This is a genomic window from Streptomyces sp. R-74717 (assembly GCF_047305335.1).
GTDB classification, from domain to species: Bacteria; Actinomycetota; Actinomycetes; order Streptomycetales; family Streptomycetaceae; genus Streptomyces; species Streptomyces atratus.
Genome location: NZ_CP102361.1, coordinates 5,901,028 through 5,926,727 on the forward strand (window position 1 = coordinate 5,901,028; position 25,700 = coordinate 5,926,727).

At 69.7% G+C, this 25,700-nt stretch carries 25 protein-coding genes; 12 read left to right on the forward strand and 13 right to left on the reverse strand.

Going from position 1 to position 25,700, the window contains the following annotated elements:
- Positions 1–48: 48 nt before the first annotated feature.
- From NRF20_RS27080 to NRF20_RS27100, 5 genes are all read left to right on the forward strand, one after another.
- Entirely contained in the window at positions 49–1,800 is a 1,752-nt protein-coding gene (locus tag NRF20_RS27080; protein WP_398631009.1) for a PQQ-binding-like beta-propeller repeat protein, read from the forward strand.
- A gap of 247 nt (positions 1,801–2,047) precedes the next feature.
- A complete protein-coding gene (locus tag NRF20_RS27085; protein WP_398631008.1) occupies positions 2,048–3,805 on the forward strand; it encodes a PQQ-binding-like beta-propeller repeat protein in 1,758 nt (585 codons plus the stop codon).
- 247 nt (positions 3,806–4,052) lie between these two features.
- Positions 4,053–5,885, forward strand: coding sequence for a PQQ-binding-like beta-propeller repeat protein (locus NRF20_RS27090; protein ID WP_398631007.1), 1,833 nt, complete (start codon positions 4,053–4,055; stop codon positions 5,883–5,885).
- Between the two features lie 64 nt (positions 5,886–5,949).
- Positions 5,950–7,854, forward strand: coding sequence for a PQQ-binding-like beta-propeller repeat protein (locus NRF20_RS27095; RefSeq protein WP_413753441.1), 1,905 nt, complete (start codon positions 5,950–5,952; stop codon positions 7,852–7,854).
- A gap of 216 nt (positions 7,855–8,070) precedes the next feature.
- Complete coding sequence (locus NRF20_RS27100; protein ID WP_413753442.1) at positions 8,071–8,766, forward strand: helix-turn-helix transcriptional regulator; 696 nt, start codon at positions 8,071–8,073, stop codon at positions 8,764–8,766.
- Between the two features lie 30 nt (positions 8,767–8,796).
- Here NRF20_RS27100 and NRF20_RS27105 read toward each other — a convergent pair whose 3' ends face one another.
- Positions 8,797–9,084, reverse strand: a complete 288-nt coding sequence (locus tag NRF20_RS27105) for a hypothetical protein (RefSeq protein ID WP_398631004.1) — start codon at positions 9,082–9,084, stop codon at positions 8,797–8,799.
- A gap of 15 nt (positions 9,085–9,099) precedes the next feature.
- Entirely contained in the window at positions 9,100–10,770 is a 1,671-nt protein-coding gene (locus tag NRF20_RS27110; protein ID WP_398631003.1) for a sodium:solute symporter family protein, read from the reverse strand.
- Between the two features lie 224 nt (positions 10,771–10,994).
- Here NRF20_RS27110 and galT point away from each other — a divergent pair, with 224 nt between their 5' ends.
- The 3 genes from galT to galK are packed head-to-tail and all read left to right on the forward strand — an operon-like array spanning position 10,995 to position 14,178.
- The gene (gene galT, locus NRF20_RS27115) at positions 10,995–12,038 is read left to right on the forward strand and encodes a galactose-1-phosphate uridylyltransferase (protein WP_413753443.1); all 1,044 of its coding nucleotides are present in this window, start codon (positions 10,995–10,997) and stop codon (positions 12,036–12,038) included.
- Entirely contained in the window at positions 12,035–13,015 is a 981-nt protein-coding gene (galE, locus tag NRF20_RS27120) for a UDP-glucose 4-epimerase GalE (protein WP_398631001.1), read from the forward strand. The genes galT and galE overlap by 4 nt, the downstream gene beginning before the upstream one ends.
- Complete coding sequence (galK, locus tag NRF20_RS27125; protein ID WP_398631000.1) at positions 13,012–14,178, forward strand: galactokinase; 1,167 nt, start codon at positions 13,012–13,014, stop codon at positions 14,176–14,178. The genes galE and galK overlap by 4 nt, the downstream gene beginning before the upstream one ends.
- Here galK and NRF20_RS27130 read toward each other — a convergent pair.
- Positions 14,171–14,614: a GNAT family N-acetyltransferase gene (locus NRF20_RS27130; protein ID WP_413753444.1), complete on the reverse strand. Its 444-nt coding sequence runs from the start codon at positions 14,612–14,614 to the stop codon at positions 14,171–14,173. The two genes, galK and NRF20_RS27130, sit on opposite strands and share 8 nt — an antisense overlap.
- A 276-nt stretch (positions 14,615–14,890) precedes the next feature.
- Between NRF20_RS27130 and NRF20_RS27135 the strand changes: the two genes are divergently transcribed.
- A complete protein-coding gene (locus tag NRF20_RS27135; protein WP_398631062.1) occupies positions 14,891–15,676 on the forward strand; it encodes a LuxR C-terminal-related transcriptional regulator in 786 nt (261 codons plus the stop codon).
- On the opposite strand, the gene NRF20_RS27140 is transcribed toward NRF20_RS27135, so the two are convergent.
- Entirely contained in the window at positions 15,635–16,132 is a 498-nt protein-coding gene (locus NRF20_RS27140; RefSeq protein WP_266360965.1) for a MarR family winged helix-turn-helix transcriptional regulator, read from the reverse strand. The genes NRF20_RS27135 and NRF20_RS27140 overlap by 42 nt on opposite strands.
- An 88-nt stretch (positions 16,133–16,220) precedes the next feature.
- Here NRF20_RS27140 and NRF20_RS27145 point away from each other — a divergent pair, with 88 nt between their 5' ends.
- The gene (locus NRF20_RS27145) at positions 16,221–17,021 is read left to right on the forward strand and encodes a trans-aconitate 2-methyltransferase (protein ID WP_398630998.1); all 801 of its coding nucleotides are present in this window, start codon (positions 16,221–16,223) and stop codon (positions 17,019–17,021) included.
- Complete coding sequence (locus tag NRF20_RS27150; RefSeq protein WP_114244953.1) at positions 17,018–17,380, forward strand: VOC family protein; 363 nt, start codon at positions 17,018–17,020, stop codon at positions 17,378–17,380. Before NRF20_RS27145 ends, NRF20_RS27150 begins: the two co-directional genes overlap by 4 nt.
- 13 nt (positions 17,381–17,393) lie before the next feature.
- Here NRF20_RS27150 and NRF20_RS27155 read toward each other — a convergent pair whose 3' ends face one another.
- The 7 genes from NRF20_RS27155 to NRF20_RS27185 form a co-directional block, all read right to left on the reverse strand.
- Complete coding sequence (locus tag NRF20_RS27155) at positions 17,394–17,654, reverse strand: hypothetical protein (protein WP_398630997.1); 261 nt, start codon at positions 17,652–17,654, stop codon at positions 17,394–17,396.
- Positions 17,651–18,001 carry a DUF6247 family protein gene (locus NRF20_RS27160; RefSeq protein WP_413753445.1) on the reverse strand — a complete coding sequence of 117 codons (351 nt, stop codon included), beginning with the start codon at positions 17,999–18,001 and terminating at the stop codon, positions 17,651–17,653. Before NRF20_RS27160 ends, NRF20_RS27155 begins: the two co-directional genes overlap by 4 nt.
- A gap of 107 nt (positions 18,002–18,108) precedes the next feature.
- Positions 18,109–18,711, reverse strand: coding sequence for a Uma2 family endonuclease (locus NRF20_RS27165; protein WP_413754611.1), 603 nt, complete (start codon positions 18,709–18,711; stop codon positions 18,109–18,111).
- Positions 18,708–19,085, reverse strand: coding sequence for an ATP-binding protein (locus tag NRF20_RS27170; protein WP_398631060.1), 378 nt, complete (start codon positions 19,083–19,085; stop codon positions 18,708–18,710). Before NRF20_RS27170 ends, NRF20_RS27165 begins: the two co-directional genes overlap by 4 nt.
- A gap of 163 nt (positions 19,086–19,248) precedes the next feature.
- Positions 19,249–19,536, reverse strand: coding sequence for a hypothetical protein (locus tag NRF20_RS27175; protein ID WP_398630995.1), 288 nt, complete (start codon positions 19,534–19,536; stop codon positions 19,249–19,251).
- A 234-nt stretch (positions 19,537–19,770) separates the two neighbouring features.
- Positions 19,771–20,457, reverse strand: coding sequence for a TetR/AcrR family transcriptional regulator (locus NRF20_RS27180; RefSeq protein ID WP_266360971.1), 687 nt, complete (start codon positions 20,455–20,457; stop codon positions 19,771–19,773).
- Complete coding sequence (locus NRF20_RS27185) at positions 20,454–21,455, reverse strand: acyl-CoA desaturase (protein WP_398630994.1); 1,002 nt, start codon at positions 21,453–21,455, stop codon at positions 20,454–20,456. Before NRF20_RS27185 ends, NRF20_RS27180 begins: the two co-directional genes overlap by 4 nt.
- A 276-nt stretch (positions 21,456–21,731) precedes the next feature.
- Between NRF20_RS27185 and ppc the strand changes: the two genes are divergently transcribed.
- Positions 21,732–24,461, forward strand: coding sequence for a phosphoenolpyruvate carboxylase (gene ppc, locus NRF20_RS27190; RefSeq protein ID WP_398630993.1), 2,730 nt, complete (start codon positions 21,732–21,734; stop codon positions 24,459–24,461).
- A gap of 27 nt (positions 24,462–24,488) precedes the next feature.
- Here the strand turns inward: ppc and NRF20_RS27195 are convergent, their stop codons facing one another.
- Positions 24,489–24,959 carry a hypothetical protein gene (locus NRF20_RS27195; protein WP_398630992.1) on the reverse strand — a complete coding sequence of 157 codons (471 nt, stop codon included), beginning with the start codon at positions 24,957–24,959 and terminating at the stop codon, positions 24,489–24,491.
- Positions 24,960–25,070: 111 nt separating this feature from the next.
- A complete protein-coding gene (gene pth / locus NRF20_RS27200) occupies positions 25,071–25,664 on the reverse strand; it encodes an aminoacyl-tRNA hydrolase (protein ID WP_114244947.1) in 594 nt (197 codons plus the stop codon).
- Between the last annotated feature and the right edge of the window lie 36 nt (positions 25,665–25,700).

The following is a 25,700-nucleotide window of genomic DNA, read 5'->3' on the forward strand; positions in this document are numbered from 1 at the left end:
GGCACAGGTAGAGATGCCGGACCGGTCCGCACGAAGGGGGACGTGCTGATGACCCAGCCGCCCGGCCAGCAACCGCCGCAGGGAGGCTTCGGGGCTCCGTACGATCCGCCGCCGGGGTCGGTTCAGCCGTCGCCACCACCACCTTCCGGATACGGCCCCGTGCCGCCGCCCGTTCAGGCCGCGGGGCCGTACGGTGCCCCCGCGCAGCCGGGCCCGTACGGCGTTCAGCAGCCCGGTCCGTACGACGCACCCACGCAGCCGGGTCCGTACGGCTATCCGGGGCAGCCGCAGCCCGGATACGGCTGTCCGCCACCGCCGCAGCCCGGAGGCCCCGCAGGGACCGGTGGCGGAGGGTTCTTCCGGGGCAGGCGCGGGACGGTCATCGGTGCCGTGCTCGCAGTGGTGTTGCTGGCCGGCAGTGGCATCTGGCTGGTCACGAGCAGGGGCGACGACGGGTCGAAGCCCACGGCGAAGGCGAGCACCGATCCCGGGCCGGACCCCACCGGCGACGGGGGCGACGGCAAGGCCAAGGACCAGGGCGCGCATGACCTCCGTGCGGAGGCCGACGCGCTCAACGCCAAGCGCAAGCCGGGCGAGGCGAAGGTCCTCTGGCTCCAGCAGGGCGGCGTCGACCTGCCGCTCAACGGCTCGGACGTCTACGGCCCCTGGATCGTCGGCGACACCATCGTCAAGGCCATGTACCACACGGTCTCCGGCTACTCGGTCACCGACGGCAGCCAGAAGTGGAGCCTGCGTATGCCGTCGGAACTCTGCGCGGCGCCCTCGCAGGCCACCGCCGACGGCAAGATCGTCCTCGGGATCAAGTCCGGCAATGGGGACCAGGCGTCCTGCGAAGCGCTCCAGATGGTCGACCTCACGACCGGCAAGGCCGGCTGGCACAAGACGTACGAGCGCCAGGGCCTCTGGGACGGGCTCTCCCATGTCGCGATGGCGATCAACGGCGACACCGTGACCGTGGGGCGCACCACCAGGACGGATGCCTACCGGGTCAGTGACGGCAAGGTGCTCTGGGGCGAACTGCCGGGGAACTGCCAGCCGTTCGGCTTCGCCAGTGGCCCGCAGGGGATCGCTGCGGCCAGCTGTCAGACGGCGGCCGACGACCACAAGGAACAGCAGGTGCAGCGGATCGACCCGGTCACCGGCAAGGTCCGGTGGACGTACAAGATCAAGAAGGGCTGGCAGGTCGCGCAGTTCTACTCGGCGAGCCCACCGGTCGTCTCGCTGAAGCAGGACGACAAGTGGGCCATCCTCGTGCTCAACGAGAACGGCACCTACCGCTCCCAACTGATCGGTGGCACCGAGGACTACGTGACGGAGTGCGACGACGAACTCCTCACCGACGGCCAGAGTCTCGACAACTGCCTCGGCGTGACGGCCGACGACCAGGCGGTCTACCTCGCGACGAAGGCCGACCCGGCGGCCGACCATCCCACCAACAAGGTCGTGGCCTTCGACCTGAACACCGGTCGGACCAAGTGGAAGGCTGCGGCGCCGGCCGGTCAGACCATGATGCCGGTGCGGATGGAGGGCGGCAGGCTGCTGATGTACGTGGCGGCGGCGAAGAACAAGGGCGGCGGTATCGCGTCCCTCCCGCCGGCGGGTGGTACGCCGCAGATGGTGCTGCGGCACCCGGCGGCGGCCGACGTGGTCGAAAGGGGCTTCTCCCGTTCCCGGGTCGCCTATGAGAACGGGCGCTGTTTCCTTGTGCAGGCGAGGATCAGCGGGATCGACGACGAGGCGGAGAAGTCGATGAGGTCGATCGTGGGCTTCGGCAGCTGACGGCCCGAGGCGTAACGGGGGCATCACGGGCCGGTTCTCCCTTGGGAACAGGGGGTGGACCGGCCCGGTGTCCGAGGTGTTGCGGGTGGTACAAAGAAGCCCCGCTCGACTGTCGTAACGCCGCGGGATCCATGCCTGATTCGCTCCTTTCCGGGGAGTTCGGGGGGTCTTGTTGGACTCTTCGAGCCCTGCGGAATCGCGGGGGAGATCGGAACGGGCACCGGACCGCACGAAGGGGGACGTGCTGATGACCCAGCCGCCCGGCCAGCAACCGCCGCAGGGGGGCTTCGGGGCTCCGTACGATCCCCCGTCCGGTTCGTACGGGCCTCCCACCCAGCCGTCGGGCCAGGCCGCCGGTCCGTACGGGCCTCCCACGCAGCCGCCCGGTCCGTACGGGCCGCCGCCCGCCCAGCCCGGCCCGTACGACGCGCCCACCCAGCCCGGCCCGTACGGCGTGCCGTCGCAGCCGGGGCTGTACGACGCACCGACGCAGCCCGGTCCCTACGGTGTGCCGTCGCCACCGCAGCCCGGTGGCCCCGCGGGCGGCGGCGGAGGAGGGTTCTTCCAGGGCCGGCGCGGGGCGGTCGTCGGTGCCGTGCTCGCGGTGGTGCTGCTGGCGGGCGGTGGTGTCTGGCTGGCCACGAGCGGGGGCGACGAGACGAAGCCCACGGCGAAGAAGAGCGCCGACCCCGAGCCGGACGTCTCGTCCACCGGCAAGGGCAAGCCCGATGACAAGGACAAGGACCAGGGGCCGAGCGACCTCCGTGCCGAGGCCGACGGGATCAACGCCAAGCGTAAGCCGGGCGAGGCGAAGGTCCTCTGGCTCCAGGAGGGCGGCGTCGACCTGCCGCTCAACGGCTCGGACGTCTACGGCCCCTGGATCGTCGGCGACACCATCGTTAAGGCCATGTACCACACGGTCTCCGGCTACTCGGTCACCGACGGCAGCCAGAAGTGGAGCCTGCGTATGCCGTCGGAACTCTGCGCGGCGCCCTCGCAGGCCACCGCCGACGGCAAGATCGTCCTCGGGATCAAGTCCGGCAACGGGGACCAGGCGTTCTGCGACGCGCTCCAGATGGTCGACCTCACGACCGGCAAGGCCGGCTGGCACAAGACCTACAAGCGCCAGGGCGCCTGGGACGGGCTCTCCCACGTTGCGATGGCGATCAACGGCGACACCGTGACCGTGGGGCGCACCACCAGGACGGATGCCTACCGGGTCAGTGACGGCAAGGTGCTCTGGGGCGAACTGCCGGGGAACTGCCAGCCGTTCGGCTTCGCCAGTGGCCCGCAGGGGATCGCCGCGGCCAGCTGTCAGACGGCGGCCGACGACCACAAGGAACAGCAGGTGCAGCGGATCGACCCGGTCACCGGCAAGGTCCTGTGGAAGTACAAGGTCAAGAAGGGCTGGCAGGTCGCGCAGTTCTACTCGGTCAGCCCGCTGGTCGTCTCCCTGACGAAGGGGGACCAATGGGCGATCATCATGCTCAACGCGGACGGCACCTACCGCTCCCAACTGGTCGGCGGCGACGAGAACTACAAGACGCAGTGCGACACCGACGTGGCCTCCGACGGCAGGAACCTCGACAACTGCCTCGGGGTGGCGGCCGACGACAAGACGGTCTATCTGGCGACCAAACCCGGCGAGTCCGACCCCACGAACAAGGTCGTCGCCTTCGACCTGGCCAGCGGACAGACGAAGTGGAAGGCCGCCGCTCCCGCCGGGCAGACCCTGATGCCGATGCGGGTGGAGGGCGGCAGGCTGCTGATGTACCTGTCGGCGGCGAAGAACAAGGGCGGCGGCATCGCATCCCTCCCGCCGACCGGCGGCACACCGCAGATGGTGGTGCGGCACCCGGCCGCCGGGGCGGAGGCCGAACGCGCGCTCTTCGACACCCGGGTCGCCTACGTGAACGGGCGTTCCCTCCTCCTGAGTACGAGCCTCAGCGGGATCGAGGACGGGGACGAGAAGCGGGCGAAGTCGCTGGCGGTCTTCGGCAACTGACGGTCCGAGGCGTAACGGAGGCATCACGGGGCGGTTCTCCCTTGGGAACAGGGGGCGGACCGCCCCGGTGCCCGAGGTCTCGCGGGTGGTACAAAGAAGCCCCGCTCGACTGTCGTAACGCCGCGGGATCCATGCCTGATTCGCTCCTTTCCGGGGAGTTCGGGGGGTCTTGTTGGACTCTTCGAGCCCTGCGGAATCGCGGGGGAGAACGGAACGGGCACCGGACCGCACGAAGGGGGACGTGCTGATGACCCAGCCGCCCAGCCAGCAACCGCCGCAGGGAGGCTTCGGCGCACCGCAGGAGCCGCCGCAGGGGAGTCCTCAGCCGCCCCAGGGTCCGCCGCCGAGTGGTCCGCCGCAGACCCCGCCGCCCGCGCAGCCCGGCTACGGCTACCCGCAGACGCCCGGTCAGGCGCCGGGCCAGGCCCCCGGATACGGCTACCCCCAGCAGCCCGGCCCGTACAACCAGCAGCAGCCGGGCCCGTACGCCCAGCAGCCCGGCCCGTACAACCAGCAGCCGGGTCCGTACGGGCAGCAGCCCGGTCCGTACGGTCAGCCGGCGCAGCCCGGATACGGCTACCCGCAGCAGCAGTACCCCGGCGCACCGGTCCCCGGCGGCCCCGGTGGCCAGGGCGGCGGCAACTCCCCCAAGCGCAAGCCCGCGTTGATAATCGGCGCCGCGGCCGTCGCGCTCCTGGTGATCGGCGGCGGCATCTTCATCGCCACGAGCGGGGGCGACGACGACAAGAAGCCCGTCGCGGACAAGAGCGGCGACGCCAAGCCGAGCAGCTCGCCCTCCGTCAACGAGGGCAACGGCAACGGCGACGGCCGCGAGACCGACGACGACCTCAACGCCGGGCGCAAGGAGGGCGAGGCGAAGGTTCTCTGGCTGCAGAAGAACGATGTCGACCTGCCGGGCAACGGTGCGGACGTATACGGCCCCTGGGTCGTCGGCGACACCGTCGTCAAGGGCATGTACCGCGCGATCTCCGGCTACTCCGTGACCGACGGCAAGCAGAAGTGGACGCTGAAGCTGCCCGCCGACCTGTGCGCGGCGCCCTCGCAGCCCACCACCGACGGCAAGATCGTCATCGGGGTCGAGAACGGCACCACCGACAAGGCGGACTGCGCGGACCTCCAGATGATCGACCTCAACACCGGCAAGGCCGGCTGGAAGAAGTCGGTCAAACAGAACGGCATCTGGGACATGATGTCGGACGTCTCGCTGGCCATCAGCGGCGACACCGTGACGGTCGGGCGCACCGGCAACTCCAACGCCTACCGGGTCAGCGACGGCAAGGAACTGTTCGGCAAGCAGCCGGGCAACTGCCAGCCGTTCGCCTTCGCGGGCGGGCCCAAGCTGATCGCCGCCGCCAGCTGCCACACCGATGACGTCGACAATCCACAGCATCAGATCCAGGAGCTCGACCCGGTCACGGGGAAGCCCCGGTGGACGTACCGGCCCAAGCGCGGATGGGAGATCGACCGGGTCTTCTCGGTGAGCCCGCTGGTGGTTTCCCTGAAGAAGGACAAGGAATGGAGTGTCCTCTCCCTCAAGGAGAACGGCTCGCTCCGCTCCGGACTCGTCAGTGACAAGGGCGACAAGTTCGCTCCGGACTGCGGCAATGCCTTCGCCGTCTTCGGCAAGTCCCTGGACGGCTGCACCGGTGTCGCCGCCGACGCCAACACGTTCTACATGTCGACCACGCCGGACTCCACCGGCATCACCGATACGAACAAGGTCGTGGCGTTCAACCTGAACACCGGCAAGTCCAAGTGGAAGGCCGCGGCCCCGGCCGGGCGTGTGGTGAAGCCACTGCGCATGGAGGGCGGCAAGGTGCTGCTCTACGTGAAGGCCGGGTACAACAAGGGCGGCGGGATCGCCACCCTCGCACCGACCGGTGGCACGCCGCAGATGGTGCTGCGGCACCCGGTGTCGACGGCCGAGATCGAGAACTCCTTCTACAACTCGAAGATCGTCTACGCGGACGGCCGTTCCTTCATCGCGAGCGGACGGGTCAGCGCGAGCAACGACGAGGAAGAGCTGGAGGCGAAGACCATGATGGCCTTCGGCAACTGACGGCACACGCAGGCATTCGACGGCCCCGCCCCACCAACTCCCTTTCCCCAGAGGTACGTACGCCATGACGCAGCCCCCCCAGCCGCCCAACGAGCCGCCCCAGGGCGGATTCGGTGCCCCGCAGGACCCCCCGCCGGGCGGGTTCGGCGCACCGACCCCGCCGCCCGCCGACCCGTTCGGCAAGCAGCCGGCCACCCCGCCCGCGGGCGGATTCGGTGCCCCGCAGACCCCGTCGCCCGCAGGCGCCCCGCAGACCCCGCCGCAGCAGCCGGGCCCCGGTTACGGCTATCCGCAGGGCCAGCCGCCGCAGCCGGGCCATGGCTATCCGCAGGGCCAGCCGCCGCAGCCCGGTTATGGCTACCCGCAGTCGCCCGTGCCCGGCCAGCCGCAGCAGGGTTACGGATTCCCGCAGGGCCTGCCGCCCGGCCAGCCGCCGCAGCAGGGCTACGGCTACCAGACCACCCCGATGCAGCAGCCGTACCCCCCGCAGCAGAACGGGAACGGGGGCAAGAAGTTCACCACCCAGATGCAGATCATCGTCGCCGCGTCGGTCGCCGTCGTGCTGATAGTCGGCGGGGGCATCTGGTTCTCCTCCAGCGGTGGTGACGACGGGAAGAAGGACAAGGCGTCCCAGTCCAGCGGCGGCACCGCCGAGGGCAAGGACGGCGGCCAGGGCGGCGCTGTCGGTGGCGGCGGCAAGGAGAAGGCACCGGCGGACCCCAAGTCCAAGGTCGCCTTCCAACTGCCGGAGCCGAAGGTCAATGACGTCACCAAGGTCGACGGTTCCTGGATGACCGACAAGGCGTATGTGAAGACCGGCTTGAACGAGATCGTCGGCTATGACGCGGTCAAGGGCACCAAGCTGTGGTCCATCCCGCTGGCGGGCCAGGTCTGCGCCGCCTCCCGGCACATGTCCAAGGACTACAAGACGGCCATCGCCTTCGAGGAGGCCAAGCCGACCAAGACCAAGAAGTACCAGCCGTGCAACCAGGTCGGTGCGATCGACCTGAACACCGGCAAGCTGATGTGGAGCAAGTCGGTGACCGCCGCCACCAGTGGTGACGAGCCGCTCAGGTACAACGAAATCACGCTCGGCGGCACCACGGTCGCCGCAGCCGGCACCGAGGGCGGCGCGGCGTTCGACCTGAACACCGGCGCCGAGCGCTGGAAGCCCAAGGTCTCCACCGACGGCTGCTACGACGCGGGCTACGCCGGTGGCGAGGCGCTCGCCGTCGTCCGCAAGTGCGGTGCGTACGACGACCCGCAGCTCGTCATCCAGGCGCTGAACCCGACCACCGGCGCCCCGCTCTCCTCCTACAAGATGCCACCCGGTGTCGGCTACGCGAGCATCGTCTCCACCAAGCCGCTGGTCGTCGCGGCCGACGTCGGCGACACCGCCGGTGACGGCAGCGGCATCTCGGACTTCTTCTCGATCGACGCCTCCACCGGCAAACTGCTCACCAGGATCGCGGCGGACGGCGAGAAGTACGCCGCGCGCTGCACCACCACCGAGGTCGAGAGCTGCCAGAAGCTGGCCGTCGGCAACAACCGCATCTACGTGCCGACCGAGGACCACGAGGGCACCGGCGAGTACGGCGACACCAACGAGATCGTCTCCTTCGACCTCACCACGGGCAAGCCGACCAGTGACCGGGCCGATGCGGGCGACCGCTACACGATGTTCCCGCTCCGCATGGACGGCGGCAACATCATCGCGTACAAGACGCCCCCGTACGACAAGGGCGGCCAGATCGTCTCCATCGACGGCGCCACCTTCAAGCAGACCGTGCTGATGGAGAACCCGAGCGAGAAGTCCGCCCGCGACGCCGAGACCAGTTTCTCCTGGGACTACTCCGAAATGCTCTACTCCGCCGGCCGGCTGTGCATCTCCCAGACGATGATCAGCAAGGGGGGCGGGGCCTCGCTGGGCGGCAAGGAGTACCTCGCCGTCTCCTTCGGCACCAGCTGATCCGTACGCGGTACCTGCGACCCCGGCCCTGCCGGTCGATCATTCGACCGGCAGGGCCGATCGTTTTCCGCCCGTCGAGCGGCCCTGAATGGCACATAATCCGACACTCCCCGGGTCTTCTGCCGGGTAAGGGGTCCGGAACGTCGAACAAGCGTGTAGCTTGCCGGGTCAGGGCGGGCCGGGGGGCCTGGTGCCGGTGCTATGGGGGTGTGCTCGATGGGCGTGCGGCTCATGGTGGTCGATGATCACCGACTGCTCGCCGAGGCGCTCGCCTCGGCGTTGAAACTGCGGGGCCACCGGGTGCTCGCGGCGGCAGCGCCGACGTCGCGGGCGGCGGAGCTGGTGGTCAGCAGGGCTCCGGAGGTCTGCCTGTTCGGCACCGCGGCACCTGCCGAACCCGGCGCCTTCGACCCGATCGTACGGATCCGGCGCGAGCGCCCTCAGGTGGCCGTGGTGGTGCTCGGGCCCGTGCCCAGCCCGCGCGGGATCGCGGCGGCCTTCGCGGCAGGCGCCGTGGGGTATGTCCGGCACGACGAGCGCATGGAGGGTGTCGAACGGGCGATGGTCAAGGCGCGAGCCGGAGAGGCCGCGGTGGCGCCGCAACTGCTCCAGGGCGCCTTCGCCGAGCTGCTCAATCCGGTCGCGGCGCCGGACGACGAGGGGCAGCGGCTGCTGCAGATGCTCACCCCGCGCGAGGTCGAGGTCCTGATCCGGGTCGCCGAGGGCGAGGACACCCGGCTGATCGCGGCCGGGATGCGGATCGCATCGAGCACCGCGCGTACCCATGTGCAGCGGGTGCTGATGAAGCTGGGCGTCGGCTCCCGGCTGGAGGCCGCGGCGCTCGCGGCCCGCACGGGGCTGCTGGACCGGGCGGTGCCGCTGGACAAGCAGGGGCCCGACGGCATCGGGTGATGCCGCCGGGCCCCTGCTGAATGCGGTACGTCAGCCGTCCGCCGGGTCCGGGCCGTCGGACGGCACCTCGGCCGGGCGCAGCTTCAGCCAGACCAGGAAGAACAGCCCGAGGAGCAGCATGGCCAGGCCGGTCCACAGGTTGATGTGGACGCCCTGGGCCTTCTTCAGGTCCGCGTCGGACGGGTTGATCCCGGCGATGGTGACGATCACGCCGTAGACCACGAAGAGGCCGCCGATGATCCGCCGGATGTCGAAGAGACGGGCCGCGGTCGCGGACTTCTGCTCCAGTTCGGAGACTTCCTTGTGCAGGTCGGACATGGTGAGTTCCTCCGATCAGAACGAGTAGGGGACGTAGCACAGGGCGGCGAGGACGATCGCGCCCCAGCCCAGCAGGGCCGGCTTGCGGTACCAGGCGCTGTCGCCCTCGGCCGGTGCCTCCACGCCGTCCGGGGACTCGGTTCCGTAGACCAGACCGGCCAGTTCGGCCTCGGGCTTCGGGGCCGTGAAGAGCGTGACGGTCACCATGACCACCGCACCGGCGACAAAGCCGACGATGGCGGAGACGAAGTTGGCGCCCTGGTCGGTAGGGATGTCGATGATCCCCTGCTTGTAGATCACGAAGTAGTTGACCATCGCGGCGGTGGTACCCGCGACCAGACCCCAGACACCGGACTTCATCGAGGCCCGCTTCCAGAACATGCCGATGATGAAGACCACGAACATCGGGACGTTGAAGAAGGAGAACAGCGTCTGGAGGTAGCTCATGATGTTGGAGAAGCTGGCGGCGATGAAGGCCGTGCCGATGGAGGCCAGCACTCCGATCGCCGTGATCAGCCGGCCGAAGCGCAGGTAGTACGCGTCCGGCTGGTCCTTCTTCACGTACCGCGCCCAGATGTCGGTCGTGAACACCGTGTTGAACGACGACACGTTCGCCGCCATGCCGGCCATGAACGCGGCCAGCAGACCGGTCACCGCGATGCCGAGCACACCGTTGGGCAGCAACTCCTGCATCAGCAGCGGGATCGCGTCGTTGTAGGTCAGGTCGGAGCCGGGGGTGCCGATCTTCGGTACGAGAACGGCGGCCACCAGGCCCGGGATCATCACGAGGAAGACGATGAAGATCTTCGGGAACGCGGCGATCAGGGGGGTGCGCTGGGCGGCGGAGAGGTTCTTCGCGGACAGGGCGCGCTGCACCTCGGCGAAGTTGGTCGTCCAGTAGCCGAAGGAGAGCACGAAACCGAGGCCGAGGATGATCGTCAGCCAGTTGGCGCCGAGCGGGTTGGCGTCACCGATGCCGGTGCCGCCCCAGGCGGAGAGGAAGTCGGAGCCGTGGCTCTTCTCCAGCGAACCGGTCAGACCGTCCCAGCCGCCGACGCGCTTGAGACCCAGCAGGGTCAGCGGGATCAGCGCAGCGAGGATGACGAAGAACTGCAGCACCTCGTTGTAGATCGCCGAGGAGAGACCGCCGATGGTGATGTAGACCAGCACGAAGAGGCCCGCGACCACGATGGCGACCCACTGCGGCCAGCCGAGCAGCGCCTCGACGACGATCGACAGCGCGTAGAGGTTGACGCCCGCGATCAGGATCGCCGCGAAGGCGAAGAGCACGGAGCTCAGCAGGTGCGCCGACTTGTCGAAGCGCTGGAGCAGGAACTCCGGTACGGACCGGACCTTCGACCGGTAGTAGAACGGCATCATCACCAGGCCCAGGAAGACCATGGCCGGGATGGCACCGATCCAGTACCAGTGCACGACCGCGACACCGTACTGCGCGCCGGTCGCCGCCATGCCGAGGATCTCGGTGGCACCGAGGTTGGCCGCGACGAAGGCGAGCCCGGTCACCCAGGCAGGGAGTGACCGCCCGGAGAGAAAGAAGTCGAGGCTCGTCTTCACGCTCGCCCGTGCGGCAAAACCTATGCCGAGGACGACGACGAAGTAGATCGCCAGGATCGTGTAGTCGAGCCCGTTCGTGGGGAGCCGAAGCCCTTCGGCCAGGTAGTGCATGTGGGGGTACTCGCTTCGTTGCGCGAACTGAACTCGAAGGAAACTACGCCCTTGTGTTCAAAAACTGAACACTTTTTCTGGGGTTCTTTGTTTGATTGTGATCGTCTGACCGGTAAATCCAGGCAGGAAGCGCTAGAGATCCTGCTCACATGCGCCCCGTCGGCGTCATTGACGGGTCTGTTGAGTTGTGGTTCATTGTGTTTGGTTATGTTTGGAGGAACCTGGTGAAGAAGACGGTTGCGACGCTCGCCGACGGCCGGGAGCTGCTCTACTACGACAGTCGTGACGATGTCGTGCGCGACGCCGTCGACCGGAGGCCCCTCGACGCCGTCTCGACCTCGTCCGAGATCCGCCGCGACCCGTTCCTCGGTGACAGCGTCGCCATCGCCTCGCACCGCCAGGGCCGCATCTATCACCCGCCGGCCGACGAGTGCCCGCTCTGTCCCTCGCGGGACGGCCGGCTGAGCGAGATCCCCGAGGCGGACTACGACGTCGCCGTCTTCGAGAACCGCTTCCCCTCGCTCGCCGGTGACTCCGGCCGCTGCGAGGTCGTCTGCTTCACCTCGGACCACGACGCGTCGTTCGCGGACCTCACCGAGGACCAGGCCGCCCTGGTCCTGGAGGCATGGACCGACCGCACCGCCGAACTCGCCGAGCTGCCGCAGGTCACGCAGGTGTTCTGCTTCGAGAACAGGGGCGCCGAGATCGGCGTCACGCTCGGCCATCCGCACGGGCAGATCTACGGCTACCCCTTCGTCACCCCGCGCACCGAGCTGATGCTCCGTTCGATGGAGGCCCACCGCGCCGAGACCGGCCGCAACCTCTTCGACGACGTCGTGGCCCGCGAGGAGAAGGACGGCTCGCGGATCGTCATCAGTGGCGAGCACTGGGTCGCCTTCGTGCCGTACGCGGCGCACTGGCCGTACGAGGTCCACCTCCACCCCCGCCGCCGCGTCCCCGATCTGAGGGAACTCGACGAGGCCGCGCGCACAGAGTTCCCACAGATCTATCTGGAACTCTTGAGACGATTCGACCGGATCTTCGGCCCCGGCGAGCCGCCGACCCCGTACATCTCGGCCTGGCACCAGGCACCGTTCGGTGTCCCGGGACGGCAGGACTTCGGGCTCCACCTGGAGCTTTTCACCATCCGACGCACCTCCGGCAAGCTGAAGTTCCTCGCGGGTTCCGAATCCGGCATGAACGTGTTCATCAACGATGTGCCGCCGGAGGTCGCGGCCCAGCGACTGCGAGAGGTAGCGAGCGAGTGAGCAAGCCCCAGAAGAAGTACCTGGTCACGGGTGGCGCGGGTTATGTCGGCAGCGTGGTCGCCCAGCATCTGCTGGAGGCCGGTCACGCGGTCACCGTCCTCGATGACCTCTCGACCGGGTTCCGGGAGGGTGTCCCGGCCGGGGCCGAGTTCATCGAGGGCCGCATCCAGGACGCGGCGAAGTGGCTGGACCCCTCCTATGACGGGGTGCTGCACTTCGCCGCGTACTCGCAGGTCGGCGAGTCCGTCATGGACCCGGAGAAGTACTGGGTGAACAACGTCGGGGGCTCCGTGGCGCTGCTCGCCGCGATGCGGGACGCCGGGGTGCGGACCCTGGTCTTCTCCTCCACCGCCGCGACCTATGGCGAACCGGTCACCACCCCCATCACGGAGTCCGACGCGACCGCGCCCACCAACCCCTACGGCGCCACCAAGCTCGCCGTCGACCACATGATCACCGGTGAGGCGGCCGCGCACGGACTGGCCGCCGTCTCGCTGCGCTACTTCAACGTGGCCGGGGCGTACGGCAGTTGCGGGGAGCGGCACAGCCCCGAGTCGCACCTCATTCCGCTGGTCCTCCAGGTCGCCCTCGGGCAGCGCGAGTCGATCTCCGTGTACGGCGACGACTACCCGACCCCCGACGGCACCTGCGTCCGCGACTACATCCATGTCGCCGATCTCGCCGAGGCCCACCTGCTGGCCCTGGACGCGGCCACCGAGGGCGAGCACCTGATCTGCAACCTCGGCAACGGCAACGGCTTCTCGGTGCGCGAGGTCATCGAGACCGTCCGTGAGGTCACCGGCCACCCGGTCCCCGAGACCGCGGCCCCGCGCCGCGCCGGCGACCCCGCCGTGCTGGTCGCCTCCGCCACCACCGCCAGGGAGCGGCTCGGCTGGACACCGTCGCGCGCGGACCTGACCGGAATCGTCTCCGACGCCTGGACGTTCGCCCGCCGAGAGGAGCCCACCACCCCATGACCGAGAACAGTGAGCCGGCCGCCGCCTTCACCGAGCTGTACGGGAGTGCCCCCGAAGGGGTCTGGGCGGCACCCGGCCGAGTGAATCTGATCGGCGAGTACACCGACTTCAACGACGGTTTCGTGATGCCGCTCGCGCTGCCGCACACCGCGCGGGCCGCCGTCGCCCGCCGCGCCGACGGCGAGCTGCGGCTCCACTCGACCGACGTACCGGGCGGTGTCGTCCGGCTCCGGGTCGACGAGCTGGCCCCGCACCAGGGACACGGCTGGGCGGCGTACCCGGCCGGAGTCGTCTGGGCGCTGCGCGAGGCCGGTCACCCGGTCACCGGGGCGGACATACTGCTGACCTCCACCGTTCCCACCGGCGCCGGGCTCTCCTCCTCCGCGGCCCTCGAAGTCGTCACCGCGCTGGCTCTGAACGACCTCTTCGGACTGGGGCTCTCCGCCTCGGAGCTGGCGGTCATCGGCCAGCGCGCCGAGAACGCGTTCGTCGGCGTGCCGTGCGGGGTCATGGACCAGATGGCATCCGCCTGCTGCACCGAGGGCCACGCGCTGTACCTCGACACCCGCGACCTCACCCAGCGCCAGGTCCCCTTCGACCTGGCCGCCCACGGGCTGCGGCTGCTCGTCGTGGACACCCAGGTCAAGCACGAGCTCGGCGACGGCGCGTACGCCGAGCGGCGGGCCGGCTGCGAGGCGGGGGCCGCCGCGCTCGGCCTGCGAACGCTGCGCGAGCTGCCGTACGAGGGTCTCGGCGCGGCCCTGGACACCCTGGCCGAGGCCGGGGTCGACGAGTCCGTGGTGCGTTACGTACGCCATGTGGTCAGCGACAACGAGCGGGTGGAGCAGGTCATCGCGCTGCTCGACGCGGGCGATGTGCGGGGCGCGGGCCCGGTCCTCGACGCGGGGCACGTCTCGCTCCGTGACGATCTGCGGGTCTCCTGCCCGGAGTTGGACCTGGTGGTGTCGGCGGCGGGCGAGGCCGGGGCGCTCGGTGCGCGGATGACCGGCGGTGGCTTCGGCGGCTCGGCGATCGTGCTGGTGGACGAGGCGCAGGCGGACACGGTCGCCAAGTCCGTGATGGAGGCGTTCGCTTCGGCGGGGTACGCGGCGCCGCGGATCTTCCCCGCCGTTCCTTCGGCGGGTGCCCGACGCCTCAGCTGAGGTTCTTGGTCATGATGAATTCGGTGACTCCGGGCGGGTAGTTCTCGACCTGCCCGCTCACCTCGTAGCCCCGCTTCCGGTAGAAGTCCGGAGCCTGGAAACCCCAGGTCTCCAGCCGGGAGCGGGTGCAGGCCCGATCGGCCCCGGCCACCCGTTCCGCCTCGGCGAGCAGCCGTGAGCCGAGGCCGCAGCCGCGGTGGCGGGCGTCGACCCAGAGCTGGTCCACATGAAGCCAGTACGCCCAGGTGCGGCCGGTCAGACCGCCGGCGACGGCGCCCAGCTCGTCCAATGCCCACACTTCCAGGGGGATTTCCTGTCCGGCGGGGTCGGTGCGCAGCACGCGGAGCTCAGGGGAGCCGGCTGTGTTGTCGTCGCGCAGTCGCCGGCTGAGCAGGGTGCGCCGCCCTTTGTCCACTTCTGTCTCAAGACGGAACATGTAACACAGCCTACGGAGCAGAGCCTGTCAGTTCTGCGAATTTCCTTCCGCCCCGGCGCCCCGGCCGTACCCTGATGCACAGCACCGGTGGGGGCCGGTGCTGATTCAGGGGTACGAGACAGTCGGGTACGGCGCCCGGGGCGGGTTGCAGTCGAAACACGGCGGCGGCCGTGGGACTGCGGTCCATCTCCCCGATCCGGGCGGCCGTACCCGCGCCGTTCCGTCCCTTCGTCGGGCCGGGGGTGGCCCAGCAACAGAGGCAGCATGGGGGTGCCTGTGGTTCGTATCCGGGTTCTCGTGGTGGACGATCACCGCATTTTCGCCGAGTCGCTCGCAGCGGCGCTCGCGGCCGAGCCGGACGTCGATGTGACGGCGGCGGGCAGCGGCCCCGCCGCGCTGCGATGTCTGGAACGGGCGGCCGCCGAGGGGCGAGGCTATGACGTGATGCTGATCGATGCCGAACTGGGCATCCTGACCGCGGCGAGAGGCCGCCGGGCACCCGTCCCGGTCCCCCGCAGCGGGGAGAACGGCCCGGTGGACGGCATCTCGCTGGTCGCCGGGGTCCGTTCGGGCCAGCCTTCCGTGCATACGGTGGTGCTCGCCGAGAAGGACGACCCGCTCCGGGCCGCGCTGGCGCTGCAGGCCGGAGCCTCGGGCTGGGTCGCCAAGGACTGCTCACTGCAACGGCTGCTCACGGTCATCCGGGGGGTGCTGCGGGACGAGACACATCTGCCCCCGGCCCTGCTCACGGGCGTGCTGCGGGAACTGACGGCGGCGCGCAAGCACCGCACCGAGAGCGAGGAGCTGGTCGCGTCACTGACCCCGCGCGAGCGCGAGGTGCTGCGCTGCATGGTGGCGGGCCTGGGCCGCAAGGCAGTGGCGGAGCGGCTCTACCTCTCCCCGCACACGGTGCGTACGCACATGCAGAACGTGCTGGGGAAGCTCGGCGTGCACTCCACGCTGGCCGCGGTCGCGCTGGCCCGGCGGGCGGGTGTCGGACCGGTCGATCCGGAACCGGCCCTAGCCGGGGATGTTGTCGAACGGGGCGGTCAACTGGCGTAGCAGTCCAGCCAGTTCACCGCGCTGCCGGGCGGATAGCTCGCCCAGGATGGCGCGCTCCTGGGCGAGCAGGCCGGCCAGCGACTGGTCGGCCTTGTCGCGCCCCTCGGCGGTGAGCCGGACCAGTACGCCGCGGCGGTCGCTGGGGTCGGGGAGCCGCTCGACGAGGTTCTTCTTGGTCAGCCGGTCGATACGGTTGGTCATCGTGCCCGAGGTGACCAGGGTCTGGGTGAGCAACTGGCCGGGGGACAGCTGATAAGGATCACCCGCGCGGCGCAGCGATGTCAGTACGTCGAACTCCCACGGCTCCAGATTGTGCTCGGAGAAGGCGATCCGGCGGGCCCGGTCCAGATGGCGTGCCAGGCGGGAGACGCGGCTGAGGACCTCGAGTGGTTCCACGTCGAGGTCGGGGCGCTCGCGGCGCCATGCAGCGACCAGACGGTCGACCTCGTCCTCCATGTGGATCAGTGTAGAGGGTCTGTCGACATGAAGTCTCTTGAATTCGAGTGTCTTGACATCAAGATAATTCTGGCGTGATCCTGGCTCCATGACCGCACCCACCTGGGATCCGCAGCAGTACTTGCGCCACGCGGACCATCGCACCCGCCCCTTCCACGACCTCCTGGCCCGCATCGCCGAGCCTCCGGCCGCCCCCGCGCCCCGCGTCGCCGACCTCGGCTGCGGAGCGGGAAACGTCACCACCCTCCTCGCCGACCGCTGGCCGAAGGCCCGGATCACCGGCTACGACAACTCCCCGCAGATGCTGGAACAGGCCCGGGCACACGCCGGCCCCCTCCTGGACTTCGCCGAGGCCGATGCCACGACCTGGACCCCCGCGGAGCCGTACGACCTGATCGTCTCCAACGCCCTGCTCCAGTGGGTCCCGGACCACACCGCCCGCTTCCCCCTCTGGCTGGACGCGATCACCCCCGGCGGCACGTTCGCCTTCCAGGTCCCCGGCAACTTCGACCAGCCCAGCCATGTCCTGATGCGGGAACTCGCCGGGTCCCCGCGCTGGCGCGACCGTCTGGCCGGCGAGCTGCGCCACGCCGACGCGGTGCTCAGCCCTGCCGCCTACCTCGACGCGCTGACGGCCCCCGGCATCACGGCCGACGTCTGGGAGACCACGTATCTGCATCTGCTGCACGGCGAGGACCCGGTACTCGACTGGGTGAAGGGCACCGGCCTGCGCCCCGTCCTGACAGCCCTCGCCGACGACCCCGAGGCCCGCGAAGCGTTCCTCGCCGAATACCGCGACCGGCTCCGCACCGTCTACCCCAAGGGCCCGCACGGCACGGTGTTCCCGTTCCGCCGCATCTTTGCCGTGGCCCGCAAGGAGACGCGATGATCGCCGCCGTCGACCACGTCCAGCTGGCCGCCCCCGAAGGCTCGGAGGATGCGCTGCGCACGTACTACGCGGACACCCTCGGCATGACGGAAATCGCCAAACCCCCCGCCCTCGCGGCCCGCGGCGGCTGCTGGTTCCAGGCCGGTCCGGTCCAGCTCCATCTGGGTATCGAGCCCGGCTTCCGCCCGGCGAGGAAGGCCCACCCGGGCCTGCGCGTCACGGACATCGAGGCGTTCGCGGCGCGACTGGAGAAGCACGGTGCCGAGGTGCGCTGGGACGGCGAACTGCCGGGGCACCGGCGCTTCTTCAGTCACGATCCGGTGGGCAACCGGCTGGAATTTCTGGAGCGGGTTGCCTGACGAGCGGCAGGGCTCAGTCGTACCAGGTGACGTTGCAGATGTAGACGCACTCATGGCGTGGGACGGCGAGGAAGCTGATGAACCCACGCCCGCCCATGAGGTCGAACTCTCTGAGACCTCCTTCCTTGTCGAGCGGCCTTCCGACCTTCACCGCGTCGTGCCCGAGCGCGGTGAGCTCAGTGGCGAGCCGCTCGACTTCCGCCACGACGCCGGGCGGTAGTCCACCAGTGATGTACTCCGCGCTGGGGTTGAAGTCCCACGTCCAGCCGGTCACCGCAGTCCGGCCTCCGCCTCGGCTGTCTCACGGATACGCTGTATCTCGGTGATTGCTTCGGTCGGGTCTTCCTCGCCCGCGTTCACAACCCGCTCCAGTGCATGCAGCCGGGCGGCGTGCTCGGGATGCCGCTCGATTGCCACGAACACGGCCCAGGAGTGGACGAACGCCCTTAGCGGAGCGAGGCTCTGCGTCTGCTGTGCGTTCGTCGTAGCCTCGAAAAGGTGTTGAGTGAGCGCGGGAATGCGGCTGGGGGCGATCCGGGCAACCGCAGCCCGCAGGGCATCAGGCGTGAGTTCAGGCATGGGAATCAGCGGTCCGTATGGGCTGTCGGGCTGGGCGCTCACGGTGACCTCCGGTGCGGGTGGTTCGGTCTTCGTACGGTACCGACAGTGGTGCCGGCGCGGTGTTCGCCCAGTAAGGCCGGCGGGGCACAGCGGCCCGTGCCCGGCGGTCAGAGCTGTTTGAGTGCGTCCCGTGTGATGTCGATGTCGATCGGGAACGGAACACCCGTCTTGAGCCGGTCGTGGTGGATTCCTGTCAGGGCGTACGCCTTGGAGACCGGGGCCAGCTCGTAGACCCGCACCACCGGGTGCTGGTCGGTGCCGGCCATCTCGACCAGCCAGAAGTTCGGGATACCGGCCGCGGCGTACTTCTGCGGCTTGGCGTTGCGGTCGCGGGCCTCGGAGTCGGGGGAGACGACCTCGACGGCGAGGAGGACGTCGGCGGCCCGGAAGCGGGTCAGTTCGGGGCCGGTGACGGCTTCGGCACGGACGACGGAGATATCCGGCTCCGGGCCGTTGCGTCGGTCGAGCACGACGGTCATCTCGCGGCGAATCTTCACCGCGGGTGACGCCGTGCCACGCAGCCCGGCCATCAACAGATCGATCATCGTGCTGCGAAAATCTCGCTGTGGACTCACAAAAACCAGGCTCCCGTCGATCAGCTCCGTGTGCGGCGGGAGATCGGGCAAGGTGAACAGATCGTCCACCGTGTATCCGTCCTGGGGTGGCACCGGCCAGCGGCTGCTCTGCCCGGCGATCGGCTCGGCGGTCATGATTCCTCCCATGGGCGGGATTCTGGGCCTGCTCCCTCACGGTAGCGGTCGGAATCGAGCGGCGTCATCACAAGGAGTGACGCCGGGCCGGTGTCGACCTCGGCCCAGACCATGAGACCGCCGCATGCGCGACGCTGACCCCAACGGGAGGCCAGCGCGCCGACGATCAGCAGCCCGCGCCCGTCCTCCTGATCCGGCGGTGGTGTGCCCGCTGCGGTCGCGCTGCCCCGCCCTTCGTCGATCACTCCGACGACGACCGTCCGGGCGGTACGGGACAGCACAACGGTGATCGAACGGCTCGCGCTGTGCTCCAGGGCGTTGGCGGCGAGCTCCCCGGTGATCAGTTCCAGGGCGTCCACCGCATCCGGCGGCAGTCCTCAGGACCGGGCCGTCGTCGTTGCGTAACAGCGGGCCGCGCTCGCTGACGCGAGGGTTCCGCCGGGTAAGGAGACCAGGCCCAGTGCCTGTGGAGCGGTGGCGCAGTGAGCGAGGGCACCGTGGACGATTTCGATGAGCGGTGGCACGACCGCGCCTCCTTCACTGGTCCTCATCGGTGTCCACCGGGGCGAGGCGGGCGCCTCGGCTCTCGGCGATGAGCAGGGCGTCGCGCAGTGCGTCGGTCAACTGGGCCGTCAGAAGCCTGAGTTCCGAGGTATCCGGCGTGGGGCCGGAGAGCGCGACTCGTACGTGGTTGAGGAGCTTGCCCGCGAGGCCGAGCTGTACGTACTCGATCTGGTCGGCGAGCCGGGACAACGGGCCGGTGCCGTCAGTGGAGAGGTAGTTGGGCTTCCCGACCGCCCCGGTCCAGGGCAGCAGCCGGATCACCGGGTCACCTATATGTTCTGCATGTAAGCCATCGCGCACGGCCCTGTGCCGGCTATACCCGGCGACGCGTTTGCTGTGTTTCTTGGCGGAGCCAAGGGTAGTGGGCTGGACCGGACTGTCTGACGCGACCGCCTCCGGAGCAACGCGGAGCGGGCCGCCCCAGCTGGTGCGGTCCACTCCATCGGCGGCCCGATCCGGCTGGACCGCTCGGGCCGGCCCCTGCACGCCGCCCCCTCAGCTCTTGCGATGTCCTACCAGCCGCGGCTTCGACTCCAGGTTCTCCAGGCCGTGCCAGGCCAGGTTCACCAGATGGGCCGCGACCTCCGCCTTCTTCGGCTTGCGGGCGTTGACCCACCACTGGCCGGTCAGGGCGACCATGCCGACCAGTGCCTGGGCGTACAGCGGGGCCAGCTTCGGGTCGAAGCCGCGGGCCTTGAACTCCAGGCCCAGGATGTCCTCCACCTGGGTGGCGATGTCGCTGATGAGGGAGGCGAAGGTGCCCGTCGACTGGGCGACGGGGGAGTCGCGGACCAGGATGCGGAAGCCGTCCGTGTACGTCTCGATGTAGTCGAGCAGGGCGAACGCCGCCTGTTCCAGGAGTTCGCGGGGGTGGCCCGCGGTCAGGGCGCCGGTGACCATGTCGAGCAGCTGGCGCATCTCGCGGTCGACCACGACGGCGTACAGGCCCTCCTTGCCACCGAAGTGCTCGTAGACGACCGGCTTGGAGACGCCGGCCCGGGCCGCGATCTCCTCGACCGAGGTGCCCTCGAAGCCCTTGTCGGCGAAGAGGGTGCGGCCGATGTCCAGCAGTTGCTCGCGGCGTTCCTTGCCGGTCATCCTCACCCGGCGGGTGCGCCGGGCGGAGGGGGGACGGTTGTTCTCGCTGCTGGTGCTGGAGTCGGTCGCCACGTCGTCAATCATGCCGCGTCGGCGCGCGCGGGGTCGCGCCGGGACTCGATACGGCGGGAGTCGATCCGGGCGGAGTCCGGCCAGCGCACGTCGTACGCCCAGCCCAGTTTCTCGAACCAGCGGATCAGCCGGGCGCTCGAATCGATCTGGCCCTTCATCACGCCGTGGCGCGCGCTCGTCGGGTCCGCGTGGTGCAGGTTGTGCCAGGACTCGCCGCAGGACAGGACCGCGAGCCACCACACGTTGCCGGACCGGTCACGGGACTTGAAGGGACGCTTGCCGACCGCGTGGCAGATGGAGTTGATCGACCAGGTGACGTGGTGCAGCAGGGCCACCCGTACGAGAGAACCCCAGAAGAAGGCGGTTGCCGCGCCCCACCACGACATCGTCACCAGACCGCCGACCAGCGGCGGGAACGCCAGCGACACGATCGTGAAAGTGAGGAAGTGGCGGGAGATCCCGCGGATCGCCGGGTCCTTGATCAGGTCGGGGGCGTACTTCTGCTGCGGGGTCTGCTCCTCGTCGAACATCCAGCCGATGTGCGCCCACCACAGGCCCTTCATCAGGGCGGGGAGGCTCTCGCCGAAACGCCACGGCGAGTGCGGGTCGCCCTCCGCGTCGGAGAAGCGGTGGTGCTTGCGATGGTCGGCCACCCAGCGCACCAGCGGGCCCTCCACGGCCAGCGAACCCGCGACGGCCAGGGCGATGCGGAGCGGGCGCTTCGCCTTGAAGGAGCCATGGGTGAAGTAGCGGTGGAAGCCGATCGTGATGCCGTGGCAGGCGATGAAGTACATCGCCACGAGCAGACCCAGATCGAGCGAGCTCACGCCTCGGCCCCAGGCCAGCGGCACTGCGGCGACCAGCGCCACGAACGGCACCACGATGAACAGCAGAAGGGCGATCTGTTCGACCGACCGTTTGTCGTCCCCGCCGAGCGTGGCGGAGGGAAGGACCTGACCGTCGGCCGCCGATGGCTGGGTGTCGTCGATCACAGCGGGGCTGGTGTTCATGGGGAGTCCCCTGGGGATGAGGAATACGACGGATAGCTCTGGCTACGCATCCGTAACCTACGGCTACGTAAGTATGGCAGCGCGGAGGCCCGCTGCACGAGAGCGCGACGGGCCGCCCGTGAACGGGAAACCCGGTCGGGGCGCGAGCGGTGCCGACGGCGTGGACACCTATCCTGGTGGGGTCGGACAGCGCGGTCCGCACTCTGCTTCCCGGGGTGTCGTCAGCACCAGGCCCCGGAGATCCCCGTGCTCAACCACTGCAAGGAGCCGCACACCGTGAGCAGTGCCGACCAGACCCCCGCCGCCAGCCCCGAGCTGCGCGCCGACATCCGACGCCTCGGCGATCTGCTGGGCGAGACCCTCGTACGCCAGGAGGGCCAGGAACTCCTCGACCTGGTCGAGCGGGTCCGCGCCCTGACCCGGACCGACGGCGAAGCCGCTGCCGAACTCCTCGGCGACACGGACCTGGAGACCGCCGCGCAGCTGGTGCGCGCCTTCTCCACCTACTTCCACCTCGCCAACGTCACCGAGCAGGTCCACCGCGCCCACGAGATGCGCGACCGGCGCGCCGCCGAGGGCGGTCTCCTCGCCCGTACCGCCGACCGGCTGAAGGACGCGGACCCCGAGCACCTGCGCGCGACCGTCAAGAACCTCAACGTACGGCCCGTCTTCACCGCGCACCCGACCGAGGCCGCGCGGCGCTCCGTGCTGAACAAGCTCCGCCGCATCGCCGAGCTGCTGGAGACGCCCGTCATCGACGCCGACCGGCGCCGCCAGGATCTGCGGCTCGCCGAGAACATCGACCTCATCTGGCAGACCGACGAGCTGCGCGTGGTCCGGCCCGAGCCGGCCGACGAGGCCCGTAACGCCATCTACTACCTCGACGAACTGCACACGGGCGCCGTCGGGGACGTACTCGAAGACCTCGCGGCCGAGCTGGAGCGGGTCGGCGTCGAGCTGCCCGCGGGCACCCGCCCCCTCACCTTCGGTACGTGGATCGGCGGCGACCGCGACGGCAACCCCAACGTGACGCCAGCCGTCACCAGGGAGGTGCTGATCCTCCAGCACGAGCACGGCATCACCGACGCCCTGGAACTCGTCGACCACCTGCGCGCCCAGCTCTCCAACTCCATCCGCTACACCGGCGCCACCGACGAGCTGCTGACCTCGCTCCAGGCCGACCTGGAGCGCCTCCCCGAGATCAGCCCGCGCTACAAGCGGCTGAACGCCGAGGAGCCGTACCGCCTCAAGGCCACCTGCATCCGGCAGAAGCTCGTCAACACCCGCGAGCGCCTTGCCGGCGGCACCCCGCACCGCCCCGGCTGCGACTACCTCGGCACCGCCGAGCTCATCGCCGACCTGGAACTCATCCAGACCTCACTGCGCGAGCACCGCGGCGGCCTGTTCGCCGACGGGCGGATGGACCGCACGATCCGCACGCTCGCCGCGTTCGGCCTCCAGCTCGCCACCATGGACGTACGCGAGCACGCGGACGCCCACCACCACGCCCTCGGCCAGCTCTTCGACCGGCTCGGCGAGGAGTCCTGGCGCTACGCCGACATGCCGCGCGACTACCGGCAGAAGCTGCTCGCCAAGGAGCTGCGCTCGCGCCGCCCGCTCGCCCCGACCCCGGCCCCGCTGGACGCCGCGGGCGAGAAGACCCTCGGCGTCTTCCACACCGTCAAGGAAGCCTTCGAACGGTTCGGCCCCGAGGTCATCGAGTCGTACATCATCTCGATGTGCCAGGGCGCCGACGACGTCTTCGCGGCCGCCGTCCTGGCCCGCGAGGCCGGCCTGCTCGACCTGCACGGCGGCTGGGCCAAGATCGGCATCGTGCCGCTCCTGGAAACCACCGACGAGCTGCGCGCCGCAGACGTCATCCTCGACGAAATGCTCGCCGACCCCTCGTACCGCCGCCTCGTCTCGCTGCGCGGCGATGTGCAGGAGGTCATGCTCGGGTACTCCGACTCCTCCAAGTTCGGCGGCATCACCACCTCGCAGTGGGAGATCCACCGGGCGCAGCGCCGACTGCGTGACGTCGCGCACCGCTACGGCGTACGGCTGCGGCTCTTCCACGGCCGCGGCGGCACCGTCGGCCGCGGCGGCGGCCCCTCCCACGACGCGATCCTCGCGCAGCCGTGGGGCACCCTCGAAGGCGAGATCAAGGTGACCGAGCAGGGCGAGGTCATCTCCGACAAGTACCTCATCCCGGCGCTCGCCAGGGAGAACCTGGAGCTGACCGTCGCGGCCACCCTCCAGGCCTCCGCGCTGCACACCGCGCCCCGCCAGTCCGACGAGGCCCTGGCCCGCTGGGACGCGGCGATGGACACCGTCTCCGACGCCGCGCACGCCGCGTACCGCAAGCTGGTCGAGGACCCGGACCTGCCCGCGTACTTCTTCGCCTCCACCCCGGTCGACCAGCTCGCCGAGCTGCACCTCGGGTCGCGTCCGTCGCGGCGTCCGGACTCCGGCGCCGGCCTGGACGGGCTGCGGGCCATCCCGTGGGTCTTCGGCTGGACCCAGTCACGGCAGATCGTGCCCGGCTGGTACGGCGTCGGCTCCGGGCTCAAGGCGCTGCGCGAGGCCGGCCTGGACACCGTTCTGGACGAGATGCACGAGCAGTGGCACTTCTTCCGGAACTTCATCTCGAACGTGGAGATGACGCTCGCCAAGACCGATCTGCGGATCGCCCGCCACTATGTCGACACACTCGTCCCGGACGAGCTGAAGCACGTCTTCGCCGACATCGAGGCCGAGCACGCGCTCACCGTCCAGGAGGTCCTGAGGGTCACCGGCGGCACCGAACTGCTCGGCACCAGCCCGGTGCTCCAGCAGACCTTCGCCATCCGGGACGCCTACCTGGACCCGATCTCCTATCTCCAGGTCTCGCTGCTGGCCCGCCAGCGCGAGGCGGCGGCACGCGGCGAGGAAGCGGACCCGCTGCTCGCCAGGGCCCTGCTGCTCACCGTGAACGGTGTCGCCGCGGGTCTGCGCAACACCGGCTGAGCCCCCCGGACGCGGGTGCGGCCCTGCTCAGAGGGCGATGAACGTCGCCACCAGCAGGGTCGCGCCCGCGACCCCGGTGCCCCAGGCGATCCGGGACAGCCGCAGACCGCCGCCGATGACCAGGGCGGCCAGCAACAGTGCACCGCCCAGCGGCACCCAGGCATGCAGGAAACCGGGTGTTCCGGTGCGTACGACATCGTCCGTGCCCGGCTTCACGACGACGGGGAAGCGATCGCCCCTCCGCGCCGCGACGGACTTCTCGATCGTCACCCGGGGGCGCGCGGCGGCCTGACCGGACGGCGCGAACGGTCCGGTGCAGACATCGGCGCCGCAGCCCGTTACGGTCATCGTGCCGTGCTCACGGCCCTTGGCCAGAACGATGTGGTGCGCCGAACTCCAGGAGGACAGCACACCCGCGACGAGCAGCAGCAGGACGACACAGCCCATGGCGGCGCTGCGGGCGTAGACCAGGGCGCGGTGGGAGGAGCTCCGCTTCATGGGGAGCGATCCTTGGGCAGAGCAACGCTCGCGGTCAACTTATGACCGAAAATCGCTGGGGTACCGGCGGGAATGTCGGAGTTGTACGCGCCGCGACCGCTGCTGCGGGTGTCAGGAGTTGTACGCGCTCTGCGCGCGCTCCAGACCCTCCGCGAGCAGGCACTCCACCGAGTCGGCGGCCCGGTCCACGAGGTAGGCGAGCTCCTTGCGCTCGGTGGACGAGAAGTCCTTCAGCACGAAGTCCGCGACCTGCATCCGGCCCGGCGGCCGGCCGATCCCGAACCGGACCCGGTGGTAGTCGGCGCCCATCGACTTGGTCATCGACTTGAGCCCGTTGTGCCCGTTGTCGCCGCCGCCCAGCTTCAGCCGGAGTGTCCCGTAGTCGATGTCCAGCTCGTCGTGGATCGCCACGATGTGGTCGGTCGGCACCTTGTAGAAGTCGCGCAGCGCGGTGACGGGGCCGCCGGAGAGGTTCATGTACGACATCGGCTTGGCCAGGATCACCCGGCGGTTCTCCGGTCCCGGCGGGCCCATGCGGCCCTCGACGACCTGGGCCTGGGCCTTCTGGGCCCGCTTGAACTTCCCGCCGATCCGCTCGGCGAGGAGGTCGGCGACCATGAAACCGACGTTGTGCCGGTTCGCCGCGTACTCGGGACCGGGGTTGCCGAGGCCCACGATGAGCCAGGGTTCGGTGGCGTCGGACATCTGCGCTCGGTCTCCTCGCGTACGGATGGTTCCGGA